Source organism: Micromonospora cynarisoli, assembly GCF_030518815.1.
GTDB classification, from domain to species: Bacteria; Actinomycetota; Actinomycetes; order Mycobacteriales; family Micromonosporaceae; genus Micromonospora; species Micromonospora wenchangensis.
In genome coordinates, this window is the sequence record NZ_CP130426.1 from 3,966,412 (window position 1) to 3,989,569 (window position 23,158).

General features: G+C 73.3%; 25 protein-coding genes. 11 read left to right on the forward strand and 14 right to left on the reverse strand.

Annotated features, from left to right (window positions below; genetic code table 11):
- Positions 1 to 135: 135 nt before the first annotated feature.
- Positions 136 to 390 (reverse strand): glutaredoxin family protein, encoded by a 255-nt coding sequence (locus Q2K16_RS16910; protein WP_302738577.1) that lies wholly within the window; start codon positions 388 to 390, stop codon positions 136 to 138.
- Positions 391 to 1,098: 708 nt separating this feature from the next.
- Between Q2K16_RS16910 and Q2K16_RS16915 the strand changes: the two genes are divergently transcribed.
- The 3 genes from Q2K16_RS16915 (at position 1,099) to Q2K16_RS16925 (ending at position 4,198) form a co-directional block, all read left to right on the forward strand.
- Positions 1,099 to 2,130, forward strand: coding sequence for an ECF subfamily RNA polymerase sigma factor, BldN family (locus Q2K16_RS16915; RefSeq protein ID WP_302738578.1), 1,032 nt, complete (start codon positions 1,099 to 1,101; stop codon positions 2,128 to 2,130).
- 229 nt (positions 2,131 to 2,359) lie between these two features.
- Complete coding sequence (locus Q2K16_RS16920; protein ID WP_302738579.1) at positions 2,360 to 3,223, forward strand: DUF5667 domain-containing protein; 864 nt, start codon at positions 2,360 to 2,362, stop codon at positions 3,221 to 3,223.
- Positions 3,224 to 3,328: 105 nt separating this feature from the next.
- Positions 3,329 to 4,198: an HAD family hydrolase gene (locus tag Q2K16_RS16925; protein ID WP_302738580.1), complete on the forward strand. Its 870-nt coding sequence runs from the start codon at positions 3,329 to 3,331 to the stop codon at positions 4,196 to 4,198.
- 36 nt (positions 4,199 to 4,234) lie between these two features.
- Here Q2K16_RS16925 and Q2K16_RS16930 read toward each other — a convergent pair whose 3' ends face one another.
- The 5 genes from Q2K16_RS16930 to Q2K16_RS16950 all read right to left on the reverse strand — a co-directional run bounded on the left by Q2K16_RS16930 (position 4,235) and on the right by Q2K16_RS16950 (position 8,055).
- Positions 4,235 to 5,089 carry a lysophospholipid acyltransferase family protein gene (locus Q2K16_RS16930; protein ID WP_302746511.1) on the reverse strand — a complete coding sequence of 285 codons (855 nt, stop codon included), beginning with the start codon at positions 5,087 to 5,089 and terminating at the stop codon, positions 4,235 to 4,237.
- 140 nt (positions 5,090 to 5,229) lie between these two features.
- Complete coding sequence (locus tag Q2K16_RS16935) at positions 5,230 to 6,303, reverse strand: NAD-dependent epimerase/dehydratase family protein (protein WP_302738581.1); 1,074 nt, start codon at positions 6,301 to 6,303, stop codon at positions 5,230 to 5,232.
- A 119-nt stretch (positions 6,304 to 6,422) separates the two neighbouring features.
- The gene (locus Q2K16_RS16940; RefSeq protein WP_007465623.1) at positions 6,423 to 6,524 is read right to left on the reverse strand and encodes a 30S ribosomal protein bS22; all 102 of its coding nucleotides are present in this window, start codon (positions 6,522 to 6,524) and stop codon (positions 6,423 to 6,425) included.
- Positions 6,525 to 6,731: 207 nt separating this feature from the next.
- Positions 6,732 to 6,944 carry a helix-turn-helix domain-containing protein gene (locus Q2K16_RS16945; protein WP_088646105.1) on the reverse strand — a complete coding sequence of 71 codons (213 nt, stop codon included), beginning with the start codon at positions 6,942 to 6,944 and terminating at the stop codon, positions 6,732 to 6,734.
- Between the two features lie 190 nt (positions 6,945 to 7,134).
- The gene (locus tag Q2K16_RS16950; RefSeq protein ID WP_302738582.1) at positions 7,135 to 8,055 is read right to left on the reverse strand and encodes a proline dehydrogenase family protein; all 921 of its coding nucleotides are present in this window, start codon (positions 8,053 to 8,055) and stop codon (positions 7,135 to 7,137) included.
- A gap of 114 nt (positions 8,056 to 8,169) precedes the next feature.
- Between Q2K16_RS16950 and Q2K16_RS16955 the strand changes: the two genes are divergently transcribed.
- From Q2K16_RS16955 to Q2K16_RS16965, 3 genes are read left to right on the forward strand one after another with little or no spacing between them, the layout of a single operon-like run.
- On the forward strand, positions 8,170 to 8,451 hold the full coding sequence (locus tag Q2K16_RS16955) for a hypothetical protein (RefSeq protein WP_232377627.1): 282 nt from the start codon (positions 8,170 to 8,172) through the stop codon (positions 8,449 to 8,451).
- Positions 8,452 to 8,453: 2 nt separating this feature from the next.
- Positions 8,454 to 9,620: a glutathionylspermidine synthase family protein gene (locus tag Q2K16_RS16960; RefSeq protein ID WP_302738583.1), complete on the forward strand. Its 1,167-nt coding sequence runs from the start codon at positions 8,454 to 8,456 to the stop codon at positions 9,618 to 9,620.
- 19 nt (positions 9,621 to 9,639) lie between these two features.
- On the forward strand, positions 9,640 to 10,188 hold the full coding sequence (locus tag Q2K16_RS16965; protein WP_088646103.1) for a CGNR zinc finger domain-containing protein: 549 nt from the start codon (positions 9,640 to 9,642) through the stop codon (positions 10,186 to 10,188).
- Positions 10,189 to 10,227: 39 nt separating this feature from the next.
- Here the strand turns inward: Q2K16_RS16965 and Q2K16_RS16970 are convergent, their stop codons facing one another.
- Positions 10,228 to 11,034 (reverse strand): sugar phosphate isomerase/epimerase family protein, encoded by an 807-nt coding sequence (locus Q2K16_RS16970; protein ID WP_302738584.1) that lies wholly within the window; start codon positions 11,032 to 11,034, stop codon positions 10,228 to 10,230.
- A gap of 76 nt (positions 11,035 to 11,110) precedes the next feature.
- A complete protein-coding gene (locus Q2K16_RS16975; protein WP_302738585.1) occupies positions 11,111 to 12,055 on the reverse strand; it encodes a Ppx/GppA phosphatase family protein in 945 nt (314 codons plus the stop codon).
- 73 nt (positions 12,056 to 12,128) lie between these two features.
- Here Q2K16_RS16975 and Q2K16_RS16980 point away from each other — a divergent pair, with 73 nt between their 5' ends.
- Positions 12,129 to 12,941: a DUF3109 family protein gene (locus Q2K16_RS16980; protein ID WP_302738586.1), complete on the forward strand. Its 813-nt coding sequence runs from the start codon at positions 12,129 to 12,131 to the stop codon at positions 12,939 to 12,941.
- Positions 12,942 to 12,954: 13 nt separating this feature from the next.
- On the opposite strand, the gene Q2K16_RS16985 is transcribed toward Q2K16_RS16980, so the two are convergent.
- A complete protein-coding gene (locus tag Q2K16_RS16985; RefSeq protein WP_067314784.1) occupies positions 12,955 to 13,638 on the reverse strand; it encodes a response regulator transcription factor in 684 nt (227 codons plus the stop codon).
- Complete coding sequence (locus Q2K16_RS16990) at positions 13,635 to 14,945, reverse strand: sensor histidine kinase (RefSeq protein ID WP_302738587.1); 1,311 nt, start codon at positions 14,943 to 14,945, stop codon at positions 13,635 to 13,637. Before Q2K16_RS16990 ends, Q2K16_RS16985 begins: the two co-directional genes overlap by 4 nt.
- A 211-nt stretch (positions 14,946 to 15,156) precedes the next feature.
- Here Q2K16_RS16990 and phoU point away from each other — a divergent pair, with 211 nt between their 5' ends.
- Positions 15,157 to 15,810 carry a phosphate signaling complex protein PhoU gene (phoU, locus tag Q2K16_RS16995; RefSeq protein WP_302738588.1) on the forward strand — a complete coding sequence of 218 codons (654 nt, stop codon included), beginning with the start codon at positions 15,157 to 15,159 and terminating at the stop codon, positions 15,808 to 15,810.
- A 71-nt stretch (positions 15,811 to 15,881) separates the two neighbouring features.
- Here phoU and Q2K16_RS17000 read toward each other — a convergent pair whose 3' ends face one another.
- The gene (locus Q2K16_RS17000; protein ID WP_302738589.1) at positions 15,882 to 16,649 is read right to left on the reverse strand and encodes a phosphoglyceromutase; all 768 of its coding nucleotides are present in this window, start codon (positions 16,647 to 16,649) and stop codon (positions 15,882 to 15,884) included.
- Positions 16,650 to 16,800: 151 nt separating this feature from the next.
- Here Q2K16_RS17000 and Q2K16_RS17005 point away from each other — a divergent pair, with 151 nt between their 5' ends.
- Positions 16,801 to 18,144 carry an MDR family MFS transporter gene (locus Q2K16_RS17005; protein WP_302738590.1) on the forward strand — a complete coding sequence of 448 codons (1,344 nt, stop codon included), beginning with the start codon at positions 16,801 to 16,803 and terminating at the stop codon, positions 18,142 to 18,144.
- A gap of 490 nt (positions 18,145 to 18,634) precedes the next feature.
- Here Q2K16_RS17005 and Q2K16_RS17010 read toward each other — a convergent pair whose 3' ends face one another.
- The 3 genes from Q2K16_RS17010 to mshA form a co-directional block, all read right to left on the reverse strand.
- Positions 18,635 to 19,369: a hypothetical protein gene (locus Q2K16_RS17010; protein ID WP_302738591.1), complete on the reverse strand. Its 735-nt coding sequence runs from the start codon at positions 19,367 to 19,369 to the stop codon at positions 18,635 to 18,637.
- A gap of 76 nt (positions 19,370 to 19,445) precedes the next feature.
- Positions 19,446 to 19,961 carry a type III secretion system chaperone family protein gene (locus Q2K16_RS17015; protein ID WP_302738592.1) on the reverse strand — a complete coding sequence of 172 codons (516 nt, stop codon included), beginning with the start codon at positions 19,959 to 19,961 and terminating at the stop codon, positions 19,446 to 19,448.
- A 60-nt stretch (positions 19,962 to 20,021) separates the two neighbouring features.
- Positions 20,022 to 21,386, reverse strand: a complete 1,365-nt coding sequence (mshA, locus tag Q2K16_RS17020) for a D-inositol-3-phosphate glycosyltransferase (protein WP_302738593.1) — start codon at positions 21,384 to 21,386, stop codon at positions 20,022 to 20,024.
- Positions 21,387 to 21,568: 182 nt separating this feature from the next.
- Between mshA and Q2K16_RS17025 the strand changes: the two genes are divergently transcribed.
- Together Q2K16_RS17025 and Q2K16_RS17030 are read left to right on the forward strand one after the other, a co-directional pair.
- A complete protein-coding gene (locus Q2K16_RS17025; RefSeq protein WP_302738594.1) occupies positions 21,569 to 22,336 on the forward strand; it encodes an SDR family oxidoreductase in 768 nt (255 codons plus the stop codon).
- 6 nt (positions 22,337 to 22,342) lie between these two features.
- Positions 22,343 to 23,140 carry a class I SAM-dependent methyltransferase gene (locus Q2K16_RS17030; protein WP_302738595.1) on the forward strand — a complete coding sequence of 266 codons (798 nt, stop codon included), beginning with the start codon at positions 22,343 to 22,345 and terminating at the stop codon, positions 23,138 to 23,140.
- The last annotated feature ends 18 nt before the right edge of the window (positions 23,141 to 23,158 follow it).

Here is a 23,158-nt window from a genome sequence, read left to right on the forward strand (position 1 = left end):
GGCCGCCCTGCACCTGCTCCCCCATCCCACAAGATCGATCGGGCACGCCAGCGGTGCCGCCGCGCGATTATTGCGCAATCCCGACTTCCCTCACCAATCGCGCTCGCTCGATGACCCACCGTGATCTGCGCCACCCTAGAGCTGGGGTGTGGTGAGGTCACGCAGCAACCGCTCCTCCTCCACCCGCCAGTAGCCGTGCTCCCTGCCGTCGAGCAGCACCACCGGCAGCCGGTCGCCGTACTCGCGCTCCAGCTCGACGTCGCCGGTGACGTCCTTCTCCACCCACCGGTCCCCGGTGACCGCCACCACCCGGTCCAGCGCGGCCTTGGCGTCCTCGCACAGGTGGCAACCGGGCCGGGTGATCAGTGCGAGCCGGGCGGCAGTGGACATCGGGACCTCCGGGTGAGGGCGGCCGGACTCGGCCGCGACGGGGATGCGCGCGGTGGACGGACCGCCACGCGCCGGTGCCGGATGCCCGGCGGTGGGCCGGGCACGCCCGCCCAGTCTGGCCCGTCGCCGGGTGCGGCACACCCGGGACGCCCGAGCCGGTCGCGCGGTGGCTGAGTCTGACACGCCGTCGGCCGCCCGGCCAGGCCCACACACCGAACGGTTACGCAGCGTCAACCGGACCACCCGAACGGGGCCGGCCCGACCGCCTGCGGGGGCGCGCCGGGGGACCTGCGGACAGCTGTCGACGGGCCGGCGGCGCGGGGTGCCGGCGACCCTCCATCACCCCCCTGGGCTGCAATTTCCATCAGGGAACAAGTCGCGATGTGAAAGTCAACCGACCACGACGGACAACCGGTCCGGCAGGGGTCGGCGGGCCGGGCAAATACTTTGGCCCTGTGTAACGGACTTGGCACACGCGGGTGACGTTGGCCCTATCATCACTCGGGTTGGCTCACCCCATTTGCCGTGAGTCGACACCCCTCAGCCCGAGGAGGCCCCCGTGCCTGTGCGCGCATTGGACCAGCACCTCAAGGGGATCTGCCGCGCGTCGGCGCCCCCCCACACGGCCCTGCCCGTCCGGGGCAGGGCCGGCACGGCGGCTGCCCGCCGCTGTCCGGCCACGGTCGTGACCCGTCGCGGGGAGGCCCGGTGACCGCCTTCGGCTACCCGGACCGTTCCACCGGACTGACCGGGCCGACGCCGCGGGCGACGGTCAACGAACGGCTCGACCCGACCCGCCCGGAGGCGACGCCCCGCCGGGTGCACCAGCGCCCGCACCCCAACGAGGCGGCCCCCCGGCCCGCCGCCCCCGGCGGCAACGCCACACCGGCTGGCCGGGTGACCTCGCAGTCCCGGCCCCCCATGCCGACGCAGACCCGACGGGTCGGTGAACCGCCCGCCGTCGCCGATCCGGCCGGCGGGGAGACCGCCGTGATCCCGGTGGTGCCGGCCGACGATACCGCCGTCATCCCGGCCGTACCCGCCGACGACACCGCCCTGATCCCGGCCGTACCCGGCGGGCCGCCGACGGCTCCGGCCGCCGGACCGCCCGTCACCACGGCGACGCCCGCCGGCCCCTCCCCCACCGGCTTCCCGAGCCGCCCCGACCCGTCCGACCCGGCCACCGAGGTCTGGACGCTGGTGGAGCGGGCCCAGGCCGGTGAGGCCGAGGCGTTCGGCCTGATCTACGACCGGTACGTCGACACCGTCTTCCGGTTCGTCTACTTCCGGGTCGGCAACCGGCAACTGGCCGAGGACCTCACCTCGGACACCTTCCTGCGCGCCCTCAAACGGATCGGCAGCTTCACCTGGCAGGGCCGCGACCTCGGCGCCTGGCTGGTCACCATCGCCCGCAACCTGGTCGCCGACCACTTCAAGTCCGGCCGTTACCGGCTGGAGGTGACCACCGGCGACGTGCTCGACGCCGACCGGGAGGACCGCGGGCCGGAGGGCAGCCCCGAGGCGGCAGTGGTCGAGCACATCACCAACGTCGCGCTGCTCACCGCCGTCACCCGGCTCAACCCGGAGCAGCAGGAGTGCATCGTGCTCCGTTTCCTCCAGGGCCTCTCGGTGGCCGAGACCGCCCGCGCGATGGGCAAGAACGAGGGAGCGATCAAGGCGTTGCAGTACCGCGCGGTCCGCGCGCTGGCCCGTCTGCTCCCGGACGGTTTCCAGCCCTGACCTGCCACGACGATCACTCTTCGTGATTTCGCTCCCGACCGCCCCGTAACCGGGGCCCGGCACGGAGCGTTTCTCCGGGTGCGGCCGGTGGTTGTCCGGCGCCCCCGGACCCGTCCCGGTCCGGAGCAGCGCCGCCGACCACGACCCTGGTACGACGGTGCACGCCGCCGCCGGTCGCGTGGAACCACCGCGGCCGACCGGCCGTGACCAGCGAGAGGGGGTGCCTGCGGTGGACAGCGACCTTTTCTCCCGTCGTCGGGCCGTACGCTTCGCCCAGCTTCTCGACGAGGCCAACGGCGGCCTACGCCACCACGTCCGATCCCGTGCCGACGACCAGCTCACCAGGCTCGTGGCGGTCGGGCAGCGACTCGTCGCCGAACGACCCGACGTCCAGGTGGACGTCGAGTTCCGCGCCGGCCTGCGGGCCATGCTGGTGGCCGCCGCCGAACGCGGGCACGCCGGCGAGCCGGTCACCGACGGCACGTCGCAGGCCACCGGCCGGGGCTCCCTGCTGGCCGGGGCGACCGCCCGACGGGCCCGGGCCCGGGGTGCCATCCTGGTCGGCATCGCGGCCGGGGCGGTCGCCGTCTCCGGCATCTCGGCCGCCAGCGAGAACGCGGTGCCGGGTGACGCCCTGTACGGCATGAAGCGCTCCACCGAACGCGCCCAGCTCGCCCTGGCCAGCTCGGACGTCAGCCGGGGGCAACTCTTCCTCGACTTCGCCCGGACCCGGCTCGACGAGGCGGCCACGCTCCGCGACGACGCGACCGGCTTCGGCGCGGTCCTCGACGACATGGACGCCGACACCCGCCAGGGCGTACGTCTGCTCACCGGCGGTGCCGTGCAGCACGGCGATCCGACGGCGCTGGACGCGGTGAACACCTTCGTCAGCGGGCAGCGCCGGGCGGTCGGTGGCCTGCTCGACGGGGCCGGTGCCGCCGAACGGGAACGCACCAGGCAGTCCCTCGCCCTGCTCGACGCCATCCGCAGGCGCTCCGACGCGCTACGGACCGCGCTCGCCTGCGCGCTGCCCGCTCCGGTCGGCAGCGACGCCCTCGGCCCGGTGCCCGCCACCTGCCCGACCGACCGCTGACCGGCGACGGAGCCGCACGCCACAGTTCCCGTGCCGGCCGGTCGGCCACGGTCCGCGCCGGACTAGGCTCGATCATGGCAGGCTGCTCGTCGGAGGGGAGGTGCCATGGCCGGCAACCGCAGGGTCACGGTCAGCACCGACGCCCACGGACACACCACCGGCTGGGCGGACGCGACGGCCACCGGGCCCGCGCCGGCCCACTCCCGCGCCGCCGCGTTCTTCGACGTCGACAACACGATGATGCGCGGCGCGTCGATCTACTGGTTCGCCCGGGGGCTCGCCGCCCGCCGCTACTTCACCACCGGCGACCTGGCCCGGTTCGCCTGGCGGCAGGCCCGGTACCGGGTGCTGGCCACCGAGCACGCCGGCGACATGTCGCAGGCCCGCGAGGCCGCCCTCGCCTTCGTCGAGGGCTGGCGGGTCGATGACGTCGAACGGCTCGCCGAGGAGATCTTCGACGAGTTGATGGCGCCCCGGATCTGGGCCGGCACCCACCGGCTCGCCCAGCGGCACCTCGACGCCGGGCAGCGGGTCTGGCTGGTCAGCGCCGCGCCCGTGGAGATCGGCCGGGTGATCGCCGCCCGGCTCGGCCTGACCGGCGCGATCGGCACCGTCGCCGAGGTGGTCGACGGGGCCTACACCGGTCGGCTGGTGGGCGAGCTGATGCACGGGCCGGCCAAGGCCGAGGCGGTCACCCAACTCGCCACGGTCGAGGGGCTCGACCTTCCCCGCTGCACCGCCTACAGCGACTCCAGCAACGACCTGCCGATGCTCACCGCGGTGGGGTGCGCGGTGGCGGTCAACCCGGACGGCGCGTTGCTGCGGGTGGCCCGGGAACGGGGCTGGGAGGTGCGGGACTTCCGTACCGGCCGTCGGGCCGCGCGGATCGCCGTACCGTCGACGGCCGCGCTCGGGTTGCTGGCCGGCGCGGTCTCCGCCGGTCGGGCGCTGCACCGACGCCGCCGCCCGGCCTGACCCGGGCCACCCAAGGCACCAGGGAGCTGGGAGCGGTCAGGGGCCGAACGGGTCCGGGCGGCGTTCCAGCAGTTGGTGCAGGGTCTGCTGGATGGTCTCCCGGACCTGGTCGGCGAGGTTGAACACGACCAGCGGGTCGTCGGCCGAGTCGGTCAGGTGCGCGGTCGGGATCGGCGGGCAGAACTCGATCAACCACTTGCTCGGCAGCGGCACCATGCCCAGCGGCCCCAGCCACGGGAACGTCGGGGTGACCGGGAAGTAGGGCAGCTTGAGCAGCCGGGCCAGCGGCTTGATGTCGGCGAGCATCGGGTAGATCTCCTCGCCGCCGACGATGGCGACCGGGACGATCGGGGTGCCGGTGCGCAACGCCGCCGAGACGAAACCGCCACGACCGAAGCGTTGCAGCTTGTAGCGGTCGGAGTAGAGCTTGCCGACGCCCTTGAACCCCTCGGGGAAGACGCCCACCAGCTCACCGTTGCCGAGCAGCCGCTCGGCGTCCGGGTTGCAGGCGACCGTGCCGCCGGTCTTGCGGGCCAGTTCGGAGACCACAGGCATCCGGAAGACCAGGTCCGCGCCGAGCAACCGCAGGTAGCGGTGGGCGGGATGCTTGTCGTGCAGGGCCGCGGAGAGGATCAGCGCGTCCAGGGCCACCGTGCCGGAGTGGTTGCCGACCACCAGGCCGGCACCGTCGGCGGGCACGTGCTCCAGGCCGGTGACCTCGGTACGGAACCAGTCGCGGTAGAGCAGCCGCAGCAGCGGGTGGAAGACCGCCCCGGTCAGCTCCGGGTCGAAGCCGAACTCGTCCACCTCGTACTGGCCGGACAGGCGGCGGCGCAGGAACGCCAGCCCGGAGGCTACCCGGCGGTCCCACGGGTCACCGGGCCGCGCCACCCCCGGGGCGTCCGCACCGGCCGGACCGGCGGCGACCGGGGTGGACCGTGCCGGGGCGGGGACACCCGGGTGGGGGCCCGACCCGTTGCGCGAGGCGGGGGCGGGTGACGTGGTGAGCCGCCGGTGGCCGTTCTGCGCGGTCACGTGCGGTCCCGGACGGCGGAGCGGACCTGCCTGATGCTCTCCAGCACCACCTGCTCGGCGGCGGCGAGCCGGTCCTGGGTGACCACGACACCGCCGTGGTGGGCCCGGATGAAGTCGTCGAACGCCGCCGCCGTGGTGCGCGGGGTGAAGCCGTACTCCCGGGTCAGCCGGCGGGTGTCGACCACCCGGCCGTGCACGATCAGGTCGACCTGGTCGAGGCCGTAGCGGCCGAAGCCGAGGTTACGGGCGATCGCGGCGGCCCCGGACAGCCCCGGCTCCCACACCGGTACGGCCACCCGGCCGGCCCGGCGGATCGCCTGGGACAGCGAGAGCACCCCCGGCCCGGCCACGTTGTACGTCCCCGGGTGGTCCTCGGCGACGGACCGGTGCAGCACTTCGAGGGCGTCGTCGAAGTGCACGAACTGGAGCCGGGGATCACGGCCGAAGACGGTGGGCACCACCGGCTGGGAGAAGTAGCGGGTGAGCGTGGTGTCGGCGGTGGAGCCGATGAACGGGGCGAACCGCAGCACCGTCGCGGTCACGTCGGGCCGACGGCGGCGGAAGCCGCGCACGTACCCCTCGATGTCGAGGATGTCGCGGCCGAACCCGCCGCGCGGCACCTCGCGGGGCTCGGTCTCCTCGGTGAAGACCGCCGGGTCGCGGAAGGACGCGCCGTAGGCGGCGGTCGACGACCGGACCACCAGCTTGCGCAGCCGGGGTGCCCGCTGGCAGGCGGCGAGCAGCTGCATGGTGCCGATGACGTTCTGTTCCTTCATCGCCGCCCGACCGCCGTGCTGCGGGTCGGGGGCGGTGACCAGGGCGAGGTGGACCACGGCGGCGACGTCGAGGTCGGCCAGCAGGCCGCCGAGCGAGTCGAGGTCCAGCCGGATGCGTTCCACCCGGTCGAGCAGGCCGGCGAACTCGGGGCCGGGGGTGGCCGGGTCGATGCCGATGACCCGTTCGATCCGGGGGTCGGCGGCGAGCCGGGCGGCGACGTGCGCGCCGAGGTAGCGACCGACCCCGGTCACGACGACGACCCCCGGAGCACCTGGGGTGCCACCGGGGGTCATCGCGCACGCCCTGACCGGCAGGCGAGATCGAGCCGGGATGTCCGCGGCCTGATCACCTGAGCCTCCGGGGGTCGACAGATGGCAAGTGGTGCCGGACGCCGGGGGTGACCCGGCGTCGGTCACTTGCCGAGACGGCGACGCTGGACGCGGGTCTTGCGCAGCAGCTTGCGGTGCTTCTTCTTAGCCATGCGCTTGCGGCGCTTCTTGACCACCGAGCCCATACGACAGCCTTTCAATGCAACGTTCGGGACGGACCCTCGGCGTCGAGATGGTGACGCCGGTGGCCGCTTTACGGACAACGGACCTGGACCAGCCTGGTGGCGTCGGGGCACACCGGCGCACGGTCAGATCGGGCTCCAGGGTAGCCGGAGAGCGTCAGCAGGACCAACGCGCCCCCGTCGATGCCCGTTACGTCGCGATCGGCGGGGTCAGGCGGTCTCCTGGAACGCCCCCCGCAGATAGTCGTGCACCGCGTGCTCGGGCACCCGGAACGACCGGCCCACCCGTACGGCGGTGAGCTCACCGCTGTGCACCAGGCGGTAGACCGTCATCTTGGAGACCCGCATCACCGAGGCGACCTCGGCGACCGTGAGGAACCTGACGTCCGACAGCCGACCGTCGGAGGACTGCGACCCGGCCATGGCTCACCCGACCCATCCCATGCCCGGCGCGCGCCACCCGACGGAGCTCCCGTACGGGCCGGCAACGCGCGTGTTACCAGTACGGTAGCGGGACGGCTGTGACCTGCGCGATCCCTTCCCACAACTGATCGCGCTCCAGGCGTCGTTCACCCGGTCGTGACCTGGTGTCTGCCGGGCCGGCCCCGGCGGCCTACTTCTTCGAGGCCAGGGCCCGGCCGAAGAAGACCAGGTTCGCGGGACGCTCGGCGAGGCGGCGCATCAGGTAGCCGTACCAGTCCTCCCCGTACGGCAGGTAGGTGCGCACCGTGTAGCCCTCGCCGGCCAGCCGGGCCTGCTCGTCGGGGCGGATGCCGTACAGCATCTGGAACTCGAACTCGCCGGGCCCCCGGTCGAACCAGCGGGCCCGGTCCTCGCCGATGGCGATCAGGCGCGGGTCGTGGGTGGCGAGCATCGGGTAGCCCGCCCCGGACATCAGCACGTTGAGGCAGCGCACGTACGACTTGTCCACCTCGCGGGCCGACTGGTAAGCCACCGACTCCGGCTCGGCGTACGCGCCCTTGCACAACCGGACCCGCGACCCGGCACCGGCCAGTTCCCGGCAGTCCGACTCGGTCCGCCGCAGGTACGCCTGGAGCACCGCGCCTGTCGACGGATGGTCCTTGCGCAGCTTGACCAGCGTGTCCAGGGTCGAGTCGGTGGTGGTGTGGTCCTCCATGTCCAGGGTGACCGTGGTGCCCGCCTCGTCGGCCGCCACGCAGATCGCCCGCGCGTTGTCGTACGCCAACCGCTCGTCGAAACGCTGGCCGAGGGCGGAGAGCTTCACGCTCACCTCGGCGGCCGGGGCGAGCCCGGCGGCGGCGAGCGCCCGCAGCAGGGCGAGGTACTCGTCCCGGGTGGCGGTGGCCTGTTCGGCGGTGACGGTGTCCTCGCCGAGGTTGTCGAGGGTGACCCGGAGGCCGTCGGCGACGAGTTCGCGGGTGGCGCGCAACGCGTCGTCGGTGCCGGTGCCGGCGACGAACCGGCGGACGACGTCCCGGGTGAACGGGGCCGTCGCGACGAGCCGCTCGACCTGGGATGACCGGGAGGCGGCGAGGATGACGGAACGGAGCATGCGCCGAGCGTAACGCCCGACCGTACGGTCGCGCCCGGCGGCGGGGCGGACCGGTTCCGGCCACGGCGGCGGGCCGGTCAGGGGACGCGCCGTTGGCGTGGATCAGTTACAACCATGAACGTGGAACGACACCCCCGCCGCCGGCTGCGGTCGGCCTCCGTGCAGCTCGGCGCGCTCACCGCGCTGGCACTCGCCCTCTCCGGCTGCAACCTCACCTCCGACGACGACGATGACGACTGCGCCCTCGGGCCGGTCGGCGGCGGGGACACCGTGGCACTCGCCATGCAGGTGCCGACCGTCGGCATCGACCCCCGGGCCGCCGCGCCCGACCCGGTTGCCGGCGCGCTGCCGGAGCGCGGCGGTTTCGGCACCCATCTCGCCTCCTGCGGCGGCTGACGGTGCGCCGGGAGCGGGTCACCCCCCGCCCGGACTCCGACGCCGTGATCCGCACCCAGGGCCTGGTGTACGTCGACACCGAGCTGCCCGACGGCGAGATCATGTCGTACTGGGACGAGTCAGCCGCGTACGCCTTCGATCTCGACGAGGTGCTGCGGCTGGAGGAGGCGACCGAGGAGCTGCACCGGATGTCGGTGGCCGCCGCCGAGCACGTGGTGGCCCGCAACCGGTACGCCGAGTTCGGCATCCCCGCCTGGGCGGCGCAGGCGGTCGCCCGGTCGTTGCACGAGCACCCACCCACCCTGTACGGCCGGTTCGACCTCGCCTACGACGGCACGTGGCCGCCGAAGCTGCTGGAGTACAACGCCGACACCCCGACCGCCCTGGTCGAGGCGAGCATCGTGCAGTGGTACTGGCTGGAGGACACCCGGCCCGACGCCGACCAGTGGAACAGCCTGCACGAGCGGCTGGTCGGGGCGTGGGCCAAGATCGGGGCGGGGCTGCACGACCGGCGGGTGCACGTGTGCTGGTCCAACGAGGAGGAGTCCGGCGAGGACCAGATCACCGCCGGCTACCTGGCCGAGACGGCCCGGCAGGCCGGGCTGGACGTGACGCTGCTGCCGATCCAGCACCTCGGCTGGGACGGCCGGCGCTTCGTCGACGCCGTCGACCGGCCGGTCACCACCTGCTTCAAGCTCTACCCGTGGGAGTGGATGCTGGCCGAGCCGTACGGCCGGCCGGCGCTGGACCCGGGCACCCCGACCACCTGGATCGAACCGGCCTGGAAGCTGCTGCTGTCGAACAAGGCGCTGCTGGCCGTGCTCTGGGAGCTGTTCCCCGGGCACGAGTACCTGCTGCCGGCGTACCTGGACTCACCGCGCGGGATGCCGGAGTACGTGGCGAAGCCGCTGCTCGGCCGGGAGGGCGGTTCGGTACGAATCGTGACCGGTGACACGGAGATCAGCAATCCCGGGATCTACGGTGACGAGGGCTTCTGCTATCAGGAGTTCCGGCCGCTGCCGCAGTTCGACGGGGGTCGGATGGTGCTGGGGAGCTGGATCGTCGACGGCGGGTCCGCCGGCGTCGGCATCCGGGAGAGCGAAAGTCTGATCACCGACGGTTACGCGCGCTTCCTGCCGCACTACATCGACGCGCCGCGTGCCGCGTGAGTCGTCTACCGTTGGTCGGGTGAACTTCGACGCGTACGCCAGGACCGGGGTTGACCTCGTCAACGCCCACCTGGACGACCTCGACGACCTGCGGGCCCTCATTCCGGACGAGAACGCGTGGATGCGCGACGAGGTGGCCGACCGGGACCTGGCGGTCTTCCGACGGGCGCAGAAGCGGTTGCGCGACGTCTTCGAGTACGGCACCTCGGGGCGCGACGCCCAGGCGGTGGCCGAGTTGAACGCCCTGCTGGAGGCGTTCCCGGTGCAGCCGCGCATCTCCGGGCACGACTCCAGCGACTGGCACATGCACGTGACCAGCCGGGGTGCGTCGGTCAGCGCCGAATACCTGGCCGGCGCGGCGTGGGGCCTGTCGGTGTGGCTCTGCGAGTACGGCAGCGCCCGGTTCGGGGTCTGCGCCGACGAACGCTGCGGCAACGTCTACCTGGACACCTCGTCGAACTGCTGCCGCCGGTTCTGTTCGGAGCGCTGCGCCACCCGCTCCCACGTGGCCGCCCACCGCGCCCGCAAACGCGCCGCCGAACAACCCACCCTCACCCCGGTTCCCTGACCTCTCCCCACCCCCTTCCGGGGCGGGGGCGGGTGGGGGTCAGGCGTTGAGGGGGGTGGGGGCGGTCAGGTGGGCGCGGGCGAAGGCGAGGGACTCGCGGAGGTCGGCCTCGCGGACGGCGCGGCTCCTCGCGCCCCGGGTGGTGACCTCCACCGCGACCGAGCCGGTGAAGCCGCGGCCGGCCAGGGAGCGGAGCAGTTCGGCGCAGGGCTGGGTGCCCCGGCCGGGCACCAGGTGCTCGTCGCGGCCCTCGCCGGTGCCGTCGCCGAGGTGGACGTGGGCCAGGCCGGCGCCCATCCGGTCGGCCATCGCGAGCGGGTCGCTGTGCGACGCGGCGCAGTGCGACAGGTCGAGGGTGTACGCGGGATAGCCGACGTCGGTCGGGTCCCAGCCGGGCACGTACGGCACGAACTGCCGGCCGGCCATCCGCACCGGGTACATGTTCTCCACCGCGAAGTGCAGCCCGGTGAACCGGTCGGCGACGGTGCGCAGCCCGTCGGCGAAGTTGCGGGCGTAGTCGCGCTGCCAGGTGAACGGCGGGTGCACCACCACCGTGGGTGCCTCCAGCGTGTCGGCCAGCTCGGCGGCCCGGCGCAGCCGCTCCCACGGGTCGGGGCTCCACACCCGCTGGGTGACCAGCAGGCAGGGGGCGTGCACCGACAGCACCGGGACGCCGTAGTGCGCGGCGAGACCGCGCAGCGCCCCGGCGTCCTGGCTGACGGCGTCGGTCCAGACCATCACCTCGACCCCGTCGTAGCCGAGTGCCGCGGCGAGCTGGAACGCCGCCGCGGTCCGCTCAGGAAAGACCGAGGAACTGGACAGGAGCACCGGGACGCGGGAAGTCACATCCCCGAGGGTAGCCCGGCCCGCCACCGCAGTTCCGGACGAGCAGCGGCAAAAGCCGCGCGACGACCGGCGCACGTCACATCGGTTCGAGCTGATCCAACCGTCTGAGGATGACGCCCTCACGCAGCGCCCACGGGCAGATGTCCACCGCCGGCACGTCGAGCCGGCGCAGCACCGCCTCGGCCACCACCGCCCCGGCCAGCAGTTGGTGCGCCCGGCCGGCGCTCACCCCCTCCAGCCCGGGCAGCTGGGCCGGCGGGATGTGCCTGACGAACCCCAGCACCTGCCGCAGCCCCGTGCGGGTGAGGCTGCGCCGCGCCCACAGCCCCGCCGAGGAAGGGGCCGCCCCGGTCAGCCGGGCCAGCGTCCGGAAGGTCTTCGAGGTGGCGACCGGCCGCTCCCAGCCCACCCCGGCCAGCTTCTCCACCACCGGGTCGAGCTGCGCGTCGACGTACTCGCGCAGTTCCTCCACGGCCTCGGCGGTCGGCGGGGTCGGCCCGGCCGGGTCGACGTGCAGCCGTTCCCGGCTCAACCGGCCGGCGCCCAGCGGCAGCGACACCGCCACCTCCGGATCCTCGTCGATGCCGGCGGCCAGCTCCAGCGAGCCACCGCCGATGTCCATCGCCAGCAGCCGCCCCGCCGACCAGCCGAACCACCGCCGGACGGCGAGGAACGTCGCCCGCGCCTCGTCCGCCCCGGAGAGCACCTCCAGCCGTACCCCGGTCTCCTCGCGGACCCGGGTCAGCACCTCGGCCGCGTTGGTGGCGTCGCGCACCGCGCTGGTCGCGAAGGCCAGCAGGTCGTCGGCGGCCAGCGCGGTGGCCGCCGCACGGGCCGCCCCGACCGCCTCGACCAGCCCGTCCGCGCCGGCCTGGGTGAGCGCGCCGTCGGGGCCGATCTGCTCGGCCAGCCGCAGCACCACCTTCTCGGAGTGCGCGGCCCACGGGTGCGCGCCGTGGTGCGCGTCGACCAGAAGCAGATGCACCGTGTTGGAACCGACGTCGAGCACACCCAGCCGCATGAGAAGAATCTAGGGCCACCACGTTTCGACGGCATGCCGGCCGGCGGGTTCACTCACGCGTACGCTGGGCCGGGTGACGAGCCAGGTGGAGCTGCACGTGCTGGTGGACGGCCCCGACGACCCCCGCAGCCGGGAGGTCGGGCTGGACTTCCCCCGGGAGTGGATCGAGTTCGTCGACCCGGCCGACGAGCGGCACCTGGTGCGCGCCGACCTCACCTGGTTGCTGTCCCGCTGGACGTGCGTCTTCGGCCGGGGCTGCCACGGCATCGTGGCTGGGCGGGCCGCCGACGGCTGCTGCTCGCACGGCGCGTTCTTCACCGACGGCGACGACGAGAAGCGGGTCCGCGCGGCCGTCAAGCGGCTCACCCCGCAGACCTGGCAGCACTTCCGCAAGGGTACGAAGAACTGGACCGCGACCGACACGATCGACGGCAGGAACCCGGCCCGGCGGACGGCCACCCGGGGCGAGGACGCGCCGTGCGTGTTCCTCAACGACGCCGACTTCCCCGGCGGGGGCGGCTGCGCGCTGCACGGACAGGCGCTGCGCGACGGCGTGCACCCGCTGGAGTACAAGCCGGACGTCTGCTGGCAGTTGCCGATCCGCCGGGACCAGGAGTGGACCACCCGGCCCGACGACACGAAGGTGCTGGTGTCGACGCTCGCCGAGTTCGACAGGCGGGGCTGGGGCTCCGGCGGGCACGACCTGGACTGGTGGTGCACCTCGTCGACCGACGCGCACGTCGGCACCGAGCCGATGTACCTGTCGTACGGCCCGGAGCTGACCGCGCTGGTCGGCGCGCCCGCGTACGCGCGGCTGGCCGAGCTGTGCGCGGCCCGGCTGGGCCAGGGACAGATCGCCCCGCACCCGGCCAGCCCGCAGGGGTGAACGGTGTGCCGGCCTACGGCTCGAACTTGTAGCCCAGCCCGCGCACGGTGACGATGAACCGGGGCGCGGACGGCTCCGGCTCGATCTTGGACCGCAGCCGCTTGACGTGCACGTCGAGGGTCTTGGTGTCACCGACGTAGTCGGCTCCCCAGACCCGGTCGATGAGCTGACCCCGGGTGAGCACCCGGCCGGCGTTGCGCAGCAGCAGTTCCAGCAGCTCGAACTCCTTGAGCGGGAGCTGCACGGCAGCCCCGTCGACGGTCACCACGTGCCGTTCGATGTCCATCCGGACCGGGCCGGCGGCCAGCGTCGGTGCCCCCGACTCGGTCACCTCGGGGCTCTGCCGGCGCAGCACCGCCCGGATCCGGGCCACCAGCTCCCGGGGTGAGTACGGCTTGGTGACGTAGTCGTCGGCGCCGATCTCCAGCCCGACCACCTTGTCGATCTCACTGTCCCGGGCGGTCACCATGATGATCGGCACGTGCGAGCGCTGCCGCAGCTGCCGGCAGACCTCCGTCCCGGACATCTCCGGGAGCATCAGGTCGAGCAGCACGATGTCCGCGCCGGTCCGGTCGAACTCGGTGAGGGCGGAGGTGCCCGTCGCGGCGACGGAGACCTCGAAACCCTCCTTGCGGAGCATGTACGACAGGGCGTCGGAGAACGACTCCTCGTCCTCGACCACCAGTACGCGGCTCAACGGGGCGTTTCCTTTCCTACGGTCAGGCCCGGCGCAGGGTCGGTCGGGCCGGGCTCGATACCAGCGGACGGCAGTAGCGACTCCAGGGCGTCCGGTGGGCTGGCGGGTAGCCGGAGGGTGAACGTCGACCCCCCACCCAGGGTGCTCGCCACCTCCACCCGGCCGCCATGGTTGCTGGCGATGTGTTTGACGATGGCCAGGCCGAGGCCGGTGCCACCGGTGGCGCGGGACCGGGCCTGGTCGGCCCGGTAGAACCGCTCGAAGATCCGGTCGACGTCGGTCGGGGCGATGCCGATGCCCTGGTCGGTGACGGAGACCGTGACGTGGTCGTCGTCGGCCCGGGTGACGACCCGCACGGTGGTGTCCTCGCCGGAGTAGGTGATCGCGTTCTCCACCAGGTTGGACACGGCGGTGGCGAGCTGGCTGTCGCTGCCGTACGCGGTCAGTCCCCGCTGCCCCTCGGTGATCACCTGGACCCGGCGGGCGGCGGCCGAGGTGCGGGTCCGGTCGAGCACCTCGGCGATCACCCAGTCGACCGCGACGGGTTCCGGAGCGGGTTGCGGCTCGGCGCCCTGGAGCCGGGTCAGCTCCAGCAGCTCCTGCACCAGCCGGCCGAGCCGGGTCGACTCGTGCTGGATGCGCTCGGCGAACCGGCGGGCGGCCAGCATGTCCTCGGAGAGGTCCGGTGCCCCGTCGGCCGGCTCGGTGGCGTCGACGAGCGCCTCGGCGAGCAGTTGCAGCGCCCCGATCGGGGTCTTCAGCTCGTGGCTGACGTTGGCCACGAAGTCCCGCCGGACCCGGGCCAGCCGGTGCGACTCGGTGACGTCGGCGGCTTCGACGGCGATGTACCCGCCGCCGATGCCCATCGCCCGCAGGTGCACGCCGAGCGGGTTCTCCCCGGCGTTGTCGCGGCCACGGGGCAGGTCCAGCTCGATCTCGCGTCGCACCCCGGTCCGCCGGACCTGCCCGGCGAGGGTACGGATCAGCGGATGGGCCGCGATGGAGCCGGGGGTGGCGCCGGTACGGAGCAGTCCCATCGCCCGTGCGGCCGGGTTCACCAGCACCGGAACGTCGTCCGGGCCGAGCACCACGACACCGGCGCGCAGCGAGTCGATGGTCTTGCGGCCGAGGCCGGTCAGCCCGCCGGACTGGTCGTCGGGAATCGCACGCCTCCCCAGGTCCCCGTGGGGGCCCTCGCCCCCGGACGACGCCGCGCGGCGTCGCCAGGTCTGGACGGGACGCGCCAGCAGCAGCCCGGCGACCAGTCCGGTCACCAGGGCCACCACGATCGCCACCGCCCATTCCACCCGGCGATCGTAGGGTCATTGTTAACCTGGCTATCGCCCATAACAGGACGAACCACACTCGCTTTGGCAGAAATTCACTCCCGGTCCCCGCGTCGTTCATCCGGGTTCATCTCGGGTCCGTCGCCCCCGCCTACGGTGGGTCCCGCACCTGCTCAACCCGTACGCCAGCGGTCCTTGCGACCACCGGCGGCACCGACCCCAGGAAGTGACGATGCGCGACGAGTTCCGGGCCGACCTGCAGATCGTCAGCCAACTGCTGGTGGACATGGCCGACGGCGTACGCGCCGCGATGCGCCAGGCCACCCGCGGCCTGCTGACCGCCGACCGCGAGGCGTCCGAGGCCGTGATCGCGCGGGACGCCGAGATCGACGACCTCTACCAGCACGTCGAGGAGCGGGTCTGCGACCTGCTCGCCCGGCAGGCACCGGTCGCCTCCGACCTGCGCGCGATGATCACCGCCCTGCACGTCGCGGCCGATCTGGAGCGGATGGGCGACCTGGCCGACCACGTGGCGAAGACCGCGCTGCGCCGGCACCCCTCGCCTGCGGTGCCGGCCGAGTTGCGGCCCGTCTTCACCGACATGGCCTCGGTCGCCGACCGGATGGCCGAGAAGATCGGCAAGGTGCTGGCCACCCCCGACGCCGACATCGCCGCCGAGCTGGACCGCGACGACGACGTCATGGACGACCTGCACAAGAGCCTGTTCGGCATCCTGCTCGGCGACGAGTGGCCGTACGGGGTGGAGACGGCCATCGACGCCACCCTGCTCGGCCGGTTCTACGAGCGGTTCGCCGACCACGCGGTCAACGCCGGCGAGCGGGTGGTCTACCTGATCACCGGGGAGACCACCCCCGCCGCGGGCTGACGCACCGCCCCGACGACCGGAAGGGCTCCCGGCCCGGCGACCTCCGCCGGGCCGGGAGCCCGCTCGCCAGCTCAGCGGCCCTGATTGGCGACCGCGGCGGCGGCCTCCTTGGCGGCGGTCGGGTCGAGGTAGCTCCCGCCCAGGGTGAGCGGGCGCAGCTGCGGGTCGAGGTCGTAGCGCAGCGGGATGCCGGTGGGGATGTTCAGCTTGGCGATCGCCTCGTCGGAGATCTGGTCGAGGTGCTTGACCAGGGCGCGCAGCGAGTTGCCGTGCGCCGCCACCAGGACCGTGCGCCCGGCGAGGATGTCCGGCACGATCGAGTCGTACCAGTACGGGAGCATCCGCGCCACCACGTCCTTGAGGCACTCGGTGCGCGGCATCAGCTCGGTCGGCAGCAGCGCGTACCGCGGGTCACCGACCTGGGAGAACTCGTCGTCGTCGGCGATCGGCGGCGGCGGCGTGTCGTACGAGCGACGCCAGAGCATGAACTGCTCCTCGCCGTACTCGTCCAGGGTCTGCTTCTTGTTCTTGCCCTGTAGGGCGCCGTAGTGCCGCTCGTTGAGCCGCCACGACCGGCGCACCGCGATCCAGTGCCGGTCGGCGGCGTTCAGCGCCAGTTCGGCGGTGCGGATCGCCCGGCGCATCACGCTGGTGTGCACCACGTCCGGCAGCAGGCCGTGCTCGCGCAGCAGCTCGCCGCCGCGACGCGCCTCCGCCTCACCCTTGGCCGTCAGGTCGACGTCGACCCAGCCGGTGAAGAGGTTCTTCGCGTTCCAGTCGCTCTCGCCGTGCCGCAGCAGGACCAGCGTCCCGACGGTGGGCCCCTCGCTCGCAGTCATGCCGATCATCCTGCCGCACGGCACGCGGGGACACGCGGGCGGTGGTGGTGACGACCACCACGTGGAAAAACGGATGACCGGTGTCCGCCCCCGGAACTAGGTTGTAAGGCGCTTTGAGGACAGCGGTCATTACCTGAGCGGGGGCGCGGGCGTGCGGACGGTACGGGGTTGGTTCCGGGAGACCACAGGTGGGCTACCGAGGACCTTCTGGTACCTCTGGACGGGCACCCTGATCAACCGGCTCGGCTCGTTCGTGCTGGTCTTCCTCGCCATCTACCTCACCCAGGCCCGCCACTTCTCGGCCGCCCAGGCCGGCCTGGTGATGGGCCTGTGGGGGGTCGGCGGCGCGGTCGGCACCACCGTGGGCGGCACCCTGGTCGACAGGTGGGGGCGACGGCCCACCCTGCTCACCGCCCACCTGGGCGCGGCCACCATGATGCTGACGCTCGGCTTCGCCCGGCCGCTCTGGGCGGTCGCGGTGGGCGCGCTGCTGCTCGGCACGTTCGCCGAGGCCGCCCGGCCGGCCTTCGGTGCCATGATGATCGACGTGGTGCCGGAGCGGGACCGGCTGCGCGCGTTCTCCCTCAACTACTGGGCGATCAACCTGGGCTTCGCCTGCGCCGCCGTGCTCGCCGGCCTCGCCGCCGAGGCCGGCTACCTGCTGTTGTTCGTGGTCGACGCGGCCACCACCCTGGTCACCGCGTTGATCATCTTCGTCAAGGTCGGCGAGACCCGCCGCCCGACGGCCGTCGCCGAGGGCACCGCCGGCCGCGCCGGTGGGCCGCCCCGGGCGGGCGCGCTGCGCACCATCGCCGCCGACCGGGTGTTCCTGGGCTTCGTCGTGCTCAACCTGTTCGGCGCGCTGGTCTTCCTCCAGCACATCTCGATGCTGCCGATCGCGATGGGCGACGCCGGGCTCTCCCCCGCCACCTACGGCTCGGTGATCGCGCTCAACGGGGTGCTGATCGTGGTGGGGCAACTCTTCGTGCCCCGGCTGATCCGGGGACGGAGCCGGTCACACGTGCTCGCCCTCGCCTCGGTGGTGATGGGGGTCGGCTTCGGGCTGACCGCGTTCGCCGACGCCGCCTGGTTCTTCGGGTTGACCGTGCTGATCTGGACGCTCGGCGAGATGCTCAACTCGCCGTCCAACGCCACCCTGATCGCCGAGCTCTCCCCCGCCGAACTGCGCGGCCGCTACCAGGGCGTCTTCTCGCTGTCCTGGCAGGTGGCCGGGGCGGTCGCCCCGCTGCTCGGCGGGCTGGTGCGCGAACACGCCGGCAACGCCACGCTCTGGCTGGGCTGCGCCGCGATCGGCGCGGCGACCGCGCTGGCCCACCTGCTCTCCGGGCCGGCCCGGGAACGCCGGGCGGCCCGCCTGCGCCGCCCCGAGGTTCCCGTCGTGCCGGTCACCGCCGTCCAGCCGCCGGCCCCGCAGTCCGCCGAGGCCGCCGCGACCGCACCCGCCGAGCCGGTCGGGGCCCGCACCCCCGCCTGAGTACGACCTGAAAGCGCGCCGTAGGTTGCCCTACCTCCACCACGTGCCGCGACACCGTGACGTTCCGGGGCGAGCTTTCCGGATCGGCCGAAGAGGCCGAAAGTGCGCAAGAGGCCGGTGAACGGCAGAGCGCCCACCGGCGACCGATGGTCACGGTGGGCGCTCGTACCGCCTGCCCGGCGGCGGCGGGCGACCCTCACCCCCGTAAGCGTCGCCCGCTCGCGCCGCCGGTTCCCGGGTGGCACCGTCCCCCAACGGCGTGACCCACCCGATTGCGTCTCGCTCGGTGCACGGATCTGATCGATCCGCCGCTCCCCCGAACGTTTCCGAGCGTGACGCGGTGCAATAAAGTTAGTTCGCCCGGATTCCGGATTCAACCTTCGAACACTGTCTCGCCGGTCACAACACCGACCGTCCCCGCTCGGTGCCGCTGTTCCGGGCCCCGTGACTGCCAACACGCGGCTACCCGGCAGCCATTCCGCCAAACGTCTCAGCCGTCTTCCCGATCGGGTGACTCGGTGCGGAAGAAGTTGCTCGGCCGGCCGTCCCGCAACTGCTCCTGGAAGATCAGGTTCAGTTTGCGGGAGTCGAACGTCCGGAACCAGTCGTCCCAGCTCACCACCCGCAGCCGACGACTCTCCCGGTAACCCGGGATGTCGAAGGTGAGCACCCCCGGCCGGCCGTTGCGCTCGGTGCCGGCGATGGTCGCCGGCTTGGCCCCCCGGGCTGCGGCCCAGTTCCGGATCACCTGGTGGTTGGTGGTCACCAGGCTGCGTCCGGGACGTTCCGGACGGTCCGCCGGAGACGTGATGAGCTGCGCTGAGCGTACGGAACGGGAGGTGGAACGCCCGGTGCGCACGCCCGTGGCGCGGGTGGCCTTCGCCGGTGACGCCTTCGCCCGCGTACGCGACGGGGTGGCCTTCGCGGCCCCGGCGGCGTTCTTACGGGCCGGCGCCCGGCCCGCCGGGCCGGTGCTGCGTCGGGCGGCGCCGCCGGCCCGACCCTCCGCACGCAACGTCCGCGCGAGCGCCTTCACCAGTTCCGGCTTACGCAGCGCGGAGATCCCGGAGACCCCCCGGCGGCGCAACTGACCCCGGATCTCGTCGACCCTCATCCGGGAGATCTCCGACTCGGAGATGCCCGGCGTGTTCGGGGTCCGGTTGCCGGCCTGACGCGTGGTCCTGGTCGCCGTCGCGCCGCGACCTGAGCTGTTCCGCTGAGCCATGACACGCTCCTCGACAGTCCGTCCTCGGCCTGCGGCGGGTCCCACACTGCCGCGCCGCAGCGGTGCGGCATACCCGTCAGGACCGGTCCGAACCTCCGGACGAGGGGGTGAACAGGTGGGCGAAGGCGGCCAGGTTCGCGGTCGACTCGCCCCGCTTGACCCGCCACTCCCACTCCCGGCGGATGGAACTGCCGAAACCGATCTCCAACATCGTGTCGAAGGACTCGTCGGCGTAGCTGAGCACCGCGCCGAGCAACCGGTCCAGCTCGTCGGCGTCGACGGCCGACGGATTGACCCGCCCGGTGAGGTAGACGTCCCCGACCGCGTCGATCGAGAACGCCACGCCGTACATCCCGGCGTTGCGTTGCAGCAGCCACGCCCACAGCTCCTCGCGCCGCTCGTCGGGCTGGCGCATCACGAACGCCTCGACCCGCAGCGCATGCTCGCCGACGATCAGGTTGCAGATCGTCTTCAGCTTGTGGGTGCCGGGCAGGGTGACCGCGTACGAACCCTCGCCGGTGGCTTCCCAGTCCAGCTCCCGCTCGGTGCAGACCGCCTCGATCAGGGCCGCCAGCTCGCTCTTCGCGCTCATCGGCCCCACTCTACGGCCGCCGTGGCCGCCCCACCCGACGACGCCGGGCGGGGCAACGGGTCACCAGGAGCCGGTGAGCGCCGGACCGTCGGCCAGCCGGGCCGCCAACCGCTCCCGGTGCCCGGTGACCGCCTCGCCGTAGACGGCGAGCAGCCCGGAGACGGTGCGTTCCCAGGAGAAGCTCCGGGCGTGCCGGGCGGCTCCCCGACCCAGCGCCTCCCGACCGGCCCGGTCGGGCAGCAGCCGGGCCAGCGTACGGGCCCAGTCGGTCGGGTCGTGGCCGTGCACGAGCACGCCGCTGACCTGGTCCCGGACGGCGGTGACCAGGCCACCCACGGCGGCGGCGACCACCGGCGTGCCGCAGGCCTGCGCCTCCAGGGCCACCAGCCCGAACGACTCGTTGTGCGACGGCACCGCCACCAGGTCGGCCGCCCGGTAGAGGGCGGGCAGGTCGTCACCGGTGCGCGGCGGCAGGAAACGCACCCGGTCGGCGACCCCCAACGAAGCAGCCAGCTCGATCAGCGAGGTGGGCCGGTCCAGACCGCTGCCGCTCGGGCCGCCGCAGATCACCACTGTCACCTGGTCGGCGAGGGCCGGGTCACGTTCCCGCAACGCAGCGACCGCGCGGACCAGCACGTCGGGGGCCTTCAACGGCTGGATCCGGCCGACGAACGCGACGACGTACCCGTCGGTGGGCAGGCCCAGCCGGCGGCGGGCGGCGCGGGTGGCGACCTCCCGGTCCCCGACGGCGGGCCGGAACCGCGCCAGGTCCACCCCCGGCTCGACGACCACCACCCGGGCCGGGTCGGCGGCGTACCTGTCGATCAGGTCGGTGGCCTCCGCCCGGGTGTTCGCGACCAGCCGGTCGGCCTCGGCGACCACCTGTTCCTCGCCGATCACCCGGGCCTTCGGCTCCGGCCGGTCACCGGCGGCGAGCTGGGCGTTCTTCACCTTCGCCAGGGTGTGCGCGGTGTGCACCAGCGGCACCCCCCAGCGCTCCTTGGCCAGCCAGCCGACCTGCCCGGAGAGCCAGTAGTGCGAGTGGATCAGGTCGTAGTGGCCGGGCGGGCGGGCCGCCTCGGCGCGCAGCACCCCGGCGGTGAAGGCACAGAGCTGACCGGGCAGTTCCTCCTTGGTCAGCCCCTCCAGCGGGCCTGAGGTGACGTGCCGGACGTGCACCCCGGGGGCCATCTCCACCACCGGGGGCAGGTCACCGGAGGTGGCCCGGGTGAAGATCTCCACCTCGACGTTCGCCTCGGCGAGCCGACGGGCGACCTCCAGGATGTAGACGTTCATGCCGCCCGCGTCGCCGGTGCCCGGTTGGTGCAACGGCGAGGTGTGCACCGACAGGGTGGCGATCCGGCGGGGCCGGGGCCACGGCAGGGCACCTCGCTGACGACCGACACCGGTGTGCTGATCCGCCACGTCCGCTCCCTCTGTCACGGTTGATGCCGTCACGCACGACCGGCGCTCCTCGGACAACCTGCACGCCGGATGCAATCTTCCCCATCGGGCTTCGGAAATGCCTCGCCCCGGGCCTCGGGCGTGACGGACCTCATCACGGGGCCCGGGGCGGCCGGCCACGCCGCCAGGGTGAGAATGGCCCGATGACCTCTGTCGCGATCGTCACCGGGGCGTCCAGCGGGATCGGCGCGGCCACCGCCCGCCGGCTCGCCGCCGAGGGTTTCCACGTGCTCGCCGCCGCCCGCCGCACCGACCGGCTCGCCGGTCTGGTCGCCGAGATCGCGGCGGCCGGCGGCAGCGCCACCGCCGTGGCCTGCGACGTCACCTCGGACGAGTCGGTGACCGGGCTGGCCCGCGCCGCCGACGACGCTCCCGGCCCGGTCACCGTCCTGGTCAACAACGCCGGCGGGGCGCGCGGACTGGACCCGGTGGAGACCGGCGCGGTCGCCGACTGGCAGTGGATGTACGACGTGAACGTGCTCGGCACGCTGCGGGTCACCCAGGCCCTGCTGCCGGCTCTGGAGCGCTCCGGCGCCGGGACCATCGTGGTGGTCTCGTCCACCGCCGGTCTCACCGTGTACGAGGGCGGCGGCGGGTACACCGCCGCCAAGCACGCGCAGACCGCCGTGGCGGGCACCCTGCGGTTGGAGCTGTGCGGCCGGCCCGTCCGGGTGGTCGAGATCGACCCCGGGATGGTCCGGACGGAGGAGTTCAGCCTGAACCGCTTCGGCGGGGACGCGGCGAAGGCCGACGCCACCTACGCCGGGGTGGCGCAGCCCCTGGTGGCCGCCGACGTCGCCGAGTGCGTCGCCTGGTGCGCCACCCTCCCGCACCACGTCAACGTGGACCGTCTGGTGGTCCGCCCGCTGGCCCAGGCCGCCCAGCACAAGGTGCACCGGGTCGGGCAGTGACCCGGGATGGCTGACCGGGGCCGGCAACGGCCGGTGGGCGTGGTGACCCGGGGGACGACGAACCCGAACCGGCTCCGCCGGGTCGACAACTGGATCGTCGAAAGCTGCGGCGACCGGTTACGGGCTGCCGCCGACCCGCTGGTGGTGGACCTCGGTTACGGCGCCACCCCGGTCACCGCCGTCGAACTGCGGGACCGGCTGGCCGCCCGGGTCCGCGCCGACGTCCGGGTGGTCGGGCTGGAGATCGATCCGGTACGGGTGGCCGCCGCCGCGCCGGCCGCCGACCCGCCGGGATTGACGTTCGCCCGGGGCGGCTTCGAACTGGCCGGGTTGCGGCCCACCCTGGTCCGGGCGTTCAACGTGCTCCGCCAGTACGACGAGGGTGAGGTCACCGACGCCTGGCGGACGGTCACCGACCGGCTCGCCCCGGACGGGGTGCTGGTCGAGGGCACCTGCGACGAGCTGGGCCGACTCGCCGGCTGGCTGCTGATCGACTCCACCGGCCCCCGGACGCTGACCCTGGCCGCCAAACTGAACACGCTGGAGAGCCCGGCCCGGTTGGCCGAACGCCTGCCGAAAGCGCTGATCCACCGCAACGTGCCAGGCGAACGCATCCACGCCCTGCTCAGCGCCCTGGACGACGCCTGGCACGCCGCCGCCGGGCTGGCCCCGTTCGGCCCCCGCCAACGATGGCTGACCGCCGTCGGCACCCTCCGGTCCACCGGCTGGCCCGTCCTCGACCGCCCCCACCGCTGGCGTCACGGCGAACTCACCCTCCCCTGGCCCGCCGTCTCCCCCACCTGACCCCGACCCGGGCGGGGG

Bases quoted from the DNA above. Each gene is read 5' to 3' on its own strand.
- Q2K16_RS16940 (WP_007465623.1), bottom strand. From the start codon at position 6,524: ATGGGCTCGGTGGTCAAGAAGCGCCGCAAGCGCATGGCTAAGAAGAAG.
- Q2K16_RS16935 (WP_302738581.1), bottom strand. From the start codon at position 6,303: ATGACCCCCGGTGGCACCCCAGGTGCTCCGGGGGTCGTCGTCGTGACC.
- Q2K16_RS17030 (WP_302738595.1), top strand. From the start codon at position 22,343: ATGGCTGACCGGGGCCGGCAACGGCCGGTGGGCGTGGTGACCCGGGGG.
- Q2K16_RS17015 (WP_302738592.1), bottom strand. From the start codon at position 19,961: ATGAGCGCGAAGAGCGAGCTGGCGGCCCTGATCGAGGCGGTCTGCACC.
- Q2K16_RS17025 (WP_302738594.1), top strand. From the start codon at position 21,569: ATGACCTCTGTCGCGATCGTCACCGGGGCGTCCAGCGGGATCGGCGCG.
- Q2K16_RS16945 (WP_088646105.1), bottom strand. From the start codon at position 6,944: ATGGCCGGGTCGCAGTCCTCCGACGGTCGGCTGTCGGACGTCAGGTTC.
- Q2K16_RS17000 (WP_302738589.1), bottom strand. From the start codon at position 16,649: ATGACTGCGAGCGAGGGGCCCACCGTCGGGACGCTGGTCCTGCTGCGG.
- Q2K16_RS16925 (WP_302738580.1), top strand. From the start codon at position 3,329: ATGGCCGGCAACCGCAGGGTCACGGTCAGCACCGACGCCCACGGACAC.
- Q2K16_RS16910 (WP_302738577.1), bottom strand. From the start codon at position 390: ATGTCCACTGCCGCCCGGCTCGCACTGATCACCCGGCCCGGTTGCCAC.
- Q2K16_RS16975 (WP_302738585.1), bottom strand. From the start codon at position 12,055: ATGCGGCTGGGTGTGCTCGACGTCGGTTCCAACACGGTGCATCTGCTT.
- Q2K16_RS17010 (WP_302738591.1), bottom strand. From the start codon at position 19,369: ATGGCTCAGCGGAACAGCTCAGGTCGCGGCGCGACGGCGACCAGGACC.
- Q2K16_RS16950 (WP_302738582.1), bottom strand. From the start codon at position 8,055: ATGCTCCGTTCCGTCATCCTCGCCGCCTCCCGGTCATCCCAGGTCGAG.
- Q2K16_RS16955 (WP_232377627.1), top strand. From the start codon at position 8,170: ATGAACGTGGAACGACACCCCCGCCGCCGGCTGCGGTCGGCCTCCGTG.
- phoU (WP_302738588.1), top strand. From the start codon at position 15,157: ATGCGCGACGAGTTCCGGGCCGACCTGCAGATCGTCAGCCAACTGCTG.